Origin of the sequence: Ideonella sp., assembly GCF_044358605.1 — a bacterium.
Taxonomy (GTDB): domain Bacteria; phylum Pseudomonadota; class Gammaproteobacteria; order Burkholderiales; family Burkholderiaceae_C; genus Ideonella.
Genome location: NZ_JBIKNQ010000104.1, coordinates 1 through 6,842, shown reverse-complemented (window position 1 = coordinate 6,842; position 6,842 = coordinate 1). Strand labels below are relative to the sequence as shown.

The window sequence follows — 6,842 nt, the reverse complement described above, 5'->3', positions numbered from 1 at the left end:
ACCATCGAATTCCTCAACGCGCCCTCAACCACCAGACCCCCATCGAGGCCCTGAAAAAATGGCACGCCTCACACCCCAAGCTCTTCACAAAACGTGTGAATGATCTCCCGGGGCTTGACACATAGGCTCTGGCAAGATGAATGGCCGTCGAGGCCGACATGGCCACGGGCCAAAAATACTGCTGGAAACCAAGCACCGAGCCCAGCAGGTGGTGGAAGACGCTGGTCGCCCCCACCGCACTCAAGTCCATGGCAGAGAGGGTCAGGCCCAAACACTGCAGGACAAGAAAGACCGGCAGCATTGAGAGAAAGCTCTCGCGCAAAGCGAGAACAAAGTTGCTCTTCGGTAACCTTGAAATAAGGGAAAGGCGCATGGTTCTGAATGAAGGCCAACCATTGAGGTGAGCCCAGTGATTCATTCAAAACTACTGGCCGGGCTGCAGTCATAGTAGCACTGCAAAAAGCGGCCTACACCTCTATCAGCCCCCTGCGTTCAGCTCCGCCACAAAGTCGTAGGTGTCGCCTCGATAGATGGACTGCGACAACTCTATGGCTCGGCCGTCGCGCAGGTAACCCAGGCGTTCGACCAACAAGCCCGCATCGCCCACTTCAGCATCGAGCAGCTTGGCTTGCTCCTCATCCAGCAGCAGCGCACGCAAGCGCTGCAAGGCCCGTACTGGGCGCTGCCCAGCACGCTCCAGGGCTTCGTACAGAGACGTGTCCACCACGTCGATCGACGGCAGCGCCGAGGCCACGATGGTGGCGTATTCGATCGACATGGGCGCGTCGTCGGCATAGCGCAGGCGGTTGAAGCGATACACCAGCGTGCCCGGGCTCAAAGCCAACTTCATCGCCTCTTCAGGCGTCACTGTGCCCTCAGCACGCTTGAGCCATTCGCTGCGCGGCTCACGCCCACGCGCCCGCATGTCCTCAGAAAACGAGGTCAGCTTGGCGAAGTTCTTCTCAATGCGGGTGTTGACGAAATTGCCCGCCCCTTGGCGACGTGAGAGCAAGCCCTCCTCTGCCAAGCCCTCTATGGCTTTGCGCACCGTGATGCGCGAGACTTGAAGATCTGCCGCCAGTTGGCGCTCGGAGGGCAGCGCGTCATCCGGGCCAAGAAGGCGCAGCTCGATGGCCTCGCGCAAGGCGCGTTGCAGTTGCTGGTACAGCGGCTGGCTGCTGTTGGGATCCAAATTGCGCAAGAGATGCGCCAACGCAGTCATGAATGAAACCTCAAGGCCACAGGGCGGGGGTGATGGGCTGCGAATAATACCAATAGAACACCACGGGCCACGCACTCACCCTGCATAAAGCGCCGGCGCCCGTGCAGCCCTGCCATGCCACGTTGCGGTGTTGCAGCAACGAACTTCTCAGGAAGAACCCTCGTTTCCGAGCTTGGCGCAAGGAAACTGGTAGCCAATTGGTACCTATTGGTAGTACAGTGGTACGCATTGAATTTCAGCCCAATGGGTGCAGTCCAAGCCGCCACGGTAAGCGCCTGCACCCGCCCGTCAACCGGCCGCCTGCTCGGCGCCCACCACCCTGCTAGAGAGTGAGGAGACCATGAAGACTTCCCTGACGCCCATCGCATCTGCGGTCGTGCTGGCCTTGGCCGGCACTGCCGTGCACGCCCAAACTGCCCCCGCCAAGCCCGCAGCGGCGGCCTCTGCTGCAGAGACCGAGCGCGTCGAGGTGATTGGTATCCGCGCCTCGCTGCAGAAATCACTGCAAAGCAAGCGCGACGCAGAATCTCGCGTAGAGGTCATCACCGCCGAAGACATCGGCAAGATGCCCGACAAGAACGTGGCCGACTCCCTGCAGCGCGTGCCTGGCCTCAGCATCAGCTCCGCCAGCGCGAACGAAGGCGGCTTCGACGAAAACGACCGCGTCAGCATGCGCGGCACCAGCCCCAGCCTGACCCAAACCTTGGTCAACGGCCATGCCATCTCCTCTGGCGACTGGTTCGTGCTGAACCAGACCGGTACCGTAGGCCGTAGCGTGTCTTACTCCTTGCTGCCCTCCACGCTGGTCAAGGAAGTGGTCGTCCACAAGAGCCCAGAAGCGCGCTTGGTTGAAGGCGGTGTGGCGGGTGCCATCAACATCGTGACCCGCAAGCCCCTGGAGTTCAAGAAGCCCTTGACCATGGACGCTCAGATCGGCGGCGTGTACGCGGATCTGCCGGGCAAAACCGACCCACAGTTCCATGCCTTGCTGAACTGGAAGAACGACGACAGCAGCTTTGGTGTCATGCTGCAGGCCTTTGCAGAGCACAGGCACCTGCGCCGCGATGGCCAAGAGGTCCTTTTCTACAGCCAAATCAAGCCCGGCAGCGCGGTGGCCACTGCCAACCCGGACTTGGCAGGTGTCTGGTATCCCGGCCTGATTGGCTCGGCGCTGTTTGAACAAAAGCGCGAGCGTGAAGGCGGCCTGCTGGGGATGCAGTTCAAGCTCAACAATGACGTGACGCTGGGTGCCACGGCCTTCACCTCGCAGATGAAGGCGGCCAACTACAACCGCAACTACATGCTGTGGGGCTCACGCGTGCTGGACGAAGGCCGAGGCCAAGGCCCGCAGGCAGGCTATGTGGTGCGCAACAACACCCTGGTCTCCGCCAGCTTTGCACCGGTGGCCGGGACGACCTATGGCGTCTACGATGAGATCTCTCGTCCGGATGCCGGTTCTGATTCCTCGTTCTTCACCGTAGACGGTCAATGGAACGTCAGCGACAAGCTCAAGCTCAGCGGCCTGGCCGGCACGACCAAAGGCACCGGCAAGACCCCCACCCAAGACGTTGCCGAATGGAATGTCGGGGTTGGCAGCGGAGCCGCATGGCGTCTGAACGGTGTTGACACCGCCGCAGACTGGTCGCTCGGCAACACCAACCACAAGCAGCCCGGCGCCGCTTCCTTGGGCTGGATCTTTGGCGACCAAAACATCTACGTCAAAGACAAGGAAAACTTTGCGCAGCTGGATGGTGAGTACGCATTGGACAGCGGCCTGTTCACCACCCTGAAGTTTGGCGCGCGCAGCACGAGCCACTCGCGCAGCAGCAGCGGCGTGGTCGGCCAAGCACCAGGGTGCAAGGCCGCCGATGGCAGCAACCGCCCCTGGGATTGGAGCCAGGCCTATTGGTGCCCCGTGGGCACGCAGTCGCCCGCAGACCCCGCCAACTTCCCAGTGGGCACCCAAAACTACCCAGGCAATTTTGGAGCCGGCTTGGGCGGCAACTTCCCGCGCGATGTTTGGTTCCACACCCCAGAGCAGCTGACTGCCTACAACAAGCTGGCCAATCGGGCGACAGACGGCTCACGTGACAACTGGACCTCCCAGTACGGACTCTCCGAGAAGACGCAGGCCGCTTATGTGCAGTCGGACATGGAAGGCGCGGGCTGGAGCGGCAATGTGGGCTTGCGCTTGGTGCAAACCAAGTTCGCGGTCACCAACAATGTGGCGGTGTCGGCCAACACGCCCGGGGCCATCACGACCTCGGCCTTTGGCCCCTACCTGCCCACCACCACCAACCACAGCTACACCGATGTACTGCCCAGCATGAACGTCAAGTTCAAGCTGAACAAGGAGATGGTGGCTCGACTGGCGCTGTCGCGCACCATGACCCGTCCTGACTACTCGGCCTTGGCGGGCTCGGTGTCCTTGGCACCGCCGGCTGTGGCGGGGGGTGTGGGCTCTGGTTCAGGTGGCAATCCCGACCTCAAGCCAGTGCGCTCCAACAATCTGGACCTGACGCTGGAGTACTACTACGCTCCGCGCTCCTTGGTCTCGGCAGGCCTGTTCCACATGGGCCTGAGCAGCTATGTCGGCTATGGTCAAGTCAACAAGCAGTTCATGACTTACAGCGCAGCTGTGCCGCAAGGCGAGTTGGTCAACTACCTGCTGACCGTGCCAGTGAACACCACGGGTCGAGTCAATGGCATCGAGCTGGCCTGGGAAGCACCGCTGTGGGGTAACTTTGGCGCCAATGCCAACTACACCTACACCGATGCCAAGGAAGCTGGCGGTGGCCCTCTGGTGGGTGCTTCCAAGCACACCTACAACCTGGGCGCCTACTACGAAGACGACAAGTTCAATGCCCGCGTCGCCTACAACTTCCGCTCTAGCTTCTACAGTGGCCTGGACCGCAACACCGCGTTCTCGCAAGACGACACCTCGAACTTGGCCGCATCGCTGGGCTACAAGATCAATGATCGCTTCACGATCTCGCTGGACGGCCACAACCTCGGCAACACCAAGCTGAAGTACTACGCGCTGAGCAAGGATCAGCCCCGCTCCATGTACGAAAACGGCCGCCAGTATTACCTGACCCTGCGCGCCAAGCTGTAATCGCAAAACAGCCCATAAGGCTGTCGGGATGGGGGTGAGCTGCAGTTCGGGCTCACCCCTTTTTCTTGCCCACAAGATTGAGAGAATTCACCCATGCGCTTGATCGCCACCCTGTCGGCCACGGCTGCCTTGCTGCTGCACAGCGGCCTGGCTCGCAGTGCCGACTTCTTCTTTGCGCCCTACAAGGATGCCAGCCTGATGCTGGACGCCTCTACGGGCCGCATGCAAGCCCTCGCAGGCCAAGGCGCCGAACCACTGCTTGCATCGACATGGCCGGCACTGATCTGGGCCTTTGCGACCGGCGAATGCGGCCAAGAGCGCTGGGGCGAGGTGGACACCGACCGCTTTGCCCAAGCCAATGTCGCCGCCTTTGTGCAAGCCAAGCGCCCGTATGTGGTGTCGACGGGCGGCGAGGCCGGCTCCTTCACCTGTGGCTCTGATGCCGGCTTTGCCCAGTTTCTGGCTCGCTATGACTCGCCCTTTTTGAAGGGCCTGGATTTCGACATCGAGCGCCAGCAAACCGCCGCGCAGATTGACGACTTGGTGCAGCGTGCCGCCGCGCTGCAACGCCAGCGCCCCGAGCTGCGCATCAGCTTCACCGTGGCCACCCACGCGGCCACCAACGGCAGCCAGCAAAGCCTGAACCCTTTGGGCGAAACCGTGCTGCGCAGCTTGCGCCGCCATGGCTTTGAGGCCGCCATCCTCAACCTGATGGTGATGAACTACGGCCCGGCCAAGGCGGCCCATTGCGTGCTGCGCGAGGGCCGCTGCGACATGGGGGCATCGGCCCTGCAGGCGGCACGCAATGTGCACGTCAAGTATGGCGTCCCGATGAACCGCATCGCTCTCACCCCAATGTTGGGCGAAAACGACGTGGCCGCCAACATCTTCACCGTGGAGGATGCCCAGCGCGTGGCCCGCGAAGCCAGAGCCGCTGGTCTGGCAGGCCTGCACTATTGGTCACTTGATCGAGACCAGCCCTGCCCACCCCAGGAACCGCGCGTCAGCCCGCGCTGCCACGCCCTGCCCCAAGTCAGCCCCAGCAGCTTCCTGAAAATGCTGCAATCTTCCCCTTGATCGCCAACTTCAGACGCTGACGCTCAGTTTGAGGGGGCGGCCGAGGGAGGTCGCTCTGCTAGCATCCCTTGACATGCATAAAAAGGGACCCCTCGCGTGAGCCTCGTCTCCATCGTTGGTGCGTTAGCACGCCTGCTGCAAGACCAGACCCGCCTGTACCGGCTGCAAGGCCCGGCAGAGCTGGCGCCGCTGTTGGTAGAGACCTTTGCGCTGCAGTCGGCCGTGAACCAGCCTTGGCGGCTGGACGTGGGCTGCGTGGCGGCCGACGCCGCGCTGGCTTTGGATGACGTGCTGGGCCAGCCCGTCAGCCTGCTGACCCGCCTGGCCGATGGCGGCGAGCACCAGCACACCGGCCTGCTGCTGGGCCTGCACTACGGCGACACCGACGGCACCCTGGCCCGCTACCGCCTGCAACTCGGGCCTTGGCTCAGCCTCTTGGCCCACACCCAGCGCAGCCAGGTCTGGCAAGAGCGCAGCGTGGTCGACATCCTCGACAGCGTCTTTGCCCACTACCCCGCCGCCGCCTGGCGCTGGGCGCCTTGCGTGGCCCCCCACTTGGCCCAGAGCCCGCAAGGGGCGGATGGCCTGCGCAGCCTGTGCACCCAATACCGCGAGACTGACCTCGCCTTTGTGCAGCGCCTGTTGACCGAAGAAGGCCTGAACTACCGCTTTGAGCCCGACGGCACCGCCCCCGCAGGCCACACCCTGGTGATCTTTGCCGACAGCAGCAGCGCCGACGCCTGCCCTGAAGATGTGTGCAGCCTGTTGAACGGCGGCGTGGCCTACCACCGCGCCGAGAGCGTGGAGGCCCGCGACGCCATCCAAGCCTTTGGGGGCTCGCGCCAACTGCCCGTGGCCGAGACCGTGGCCCTGGCCTGGGACTACCGAGCCAAAAGCGCCGTGGCCGGCAGCACCCCCACCGCCAGCCGCTACGGCGGCCCGCACGCCGCCCGCCTGCAAGCTTTTGATGCCGCAGGCGCCTATGCCTTTGGCAGCAGCACGGCCGCCCAGCGCGCCACCGAGCTGCAGCAACAAGCCCACGAAGCCCGCGCCAAACGCTGGCTGGGCCGCAGCACCGTGCGCAGCTTCAGCCCCGGGCAGCGCTTTACCTTGGGCAGCAGCATGCTGGACGCGCTGGATGCTCTGACGAGCACCACCCCCGACCGCAAAACCTTCTTGCTGACCCAGGTGCACGCCGCAGGCGTGAACAACCTGCCCAAAGACCTGGCTCGCAGCATCCACCAAGCCCTGGGCCAAGGCTGGCGCCCACCCGCCACCGGCCCCTGGGAAGCAGGCCCAGACCAGTTGCCCCAATGGCTGCCCCCAGAGCTGCGCCAACAAGCCCACGAGCGTGGCTATGCCAACCAGTTTGAAGCCAGCCGCATCGCCATCCCCTGGCGGCCGCAGTTGCAAGACGGCAGCGGCGCG

General features: G+C 63.4%; 4 protein-coding genes. 3 read left to right on the top strand and 1 reads right to left on the bottom strand.

The window, feature by feature from the left end:
• Window positions 1-478: 478 nt before the first annotated feature.
• Window positions 479-1,222 carry a GntR family transcriptional regulator gene (locus tag ACIQ3Q_RS21935; RefSeq protein WP_396271368.1) on the bottom strand — a complete coding sequence of 248 codons (744 nt, stop codon included), beginning with the start codon at window positions 1,220-1,222 and terminating at the stop codon, window positions 479-481.
• 340 nt (window positions 1,223-1,562) lie between these two features.
• Between ACIQ3Q_RS21935 and ACIQ3Q_RS21930 the strand changes: the two genes are divergently transcribed.
• The 3 genes from ACIQ3Q_RS21930 to ACIQ3Q_RS21920 form a co-directional block, all read left to right on the top strand.
• Window positions 1,563-4,337, top strand: coding sequence for a TonB-dependent receptor (locus ACIQ3Q_RS21930; RefSeq protein ID WP_396271367.1), 2,775 nt, complete (start codon window positions 1,563-1,565; stop codon window positions 4,335-4,337).
• Window positions 4,338-4,430: 93 nt separating this feature from the next.
• Window positions 4,431-5,414 (top strand): glycosyl hydrolase, encoded by a 984-nt coding sequence (locus ACIQ3Q_RS21925; protein ID WP_396271366.1) that lies wholly within the window; start codon window positions 4,431-4,433, stop codon window positions 5,412-5,414.
• A gap of 96 nt (window positions 5,415-5,510) precedes the next feature.
• Window positions 5,511-6,842 (top strand): type VI secretion system Vgr family protein (locus tag ACIQ3Q_RS21920; protein WP_396271365.1); only part of this gene is annotated, 1,332 nt, incomplete at its 3' end.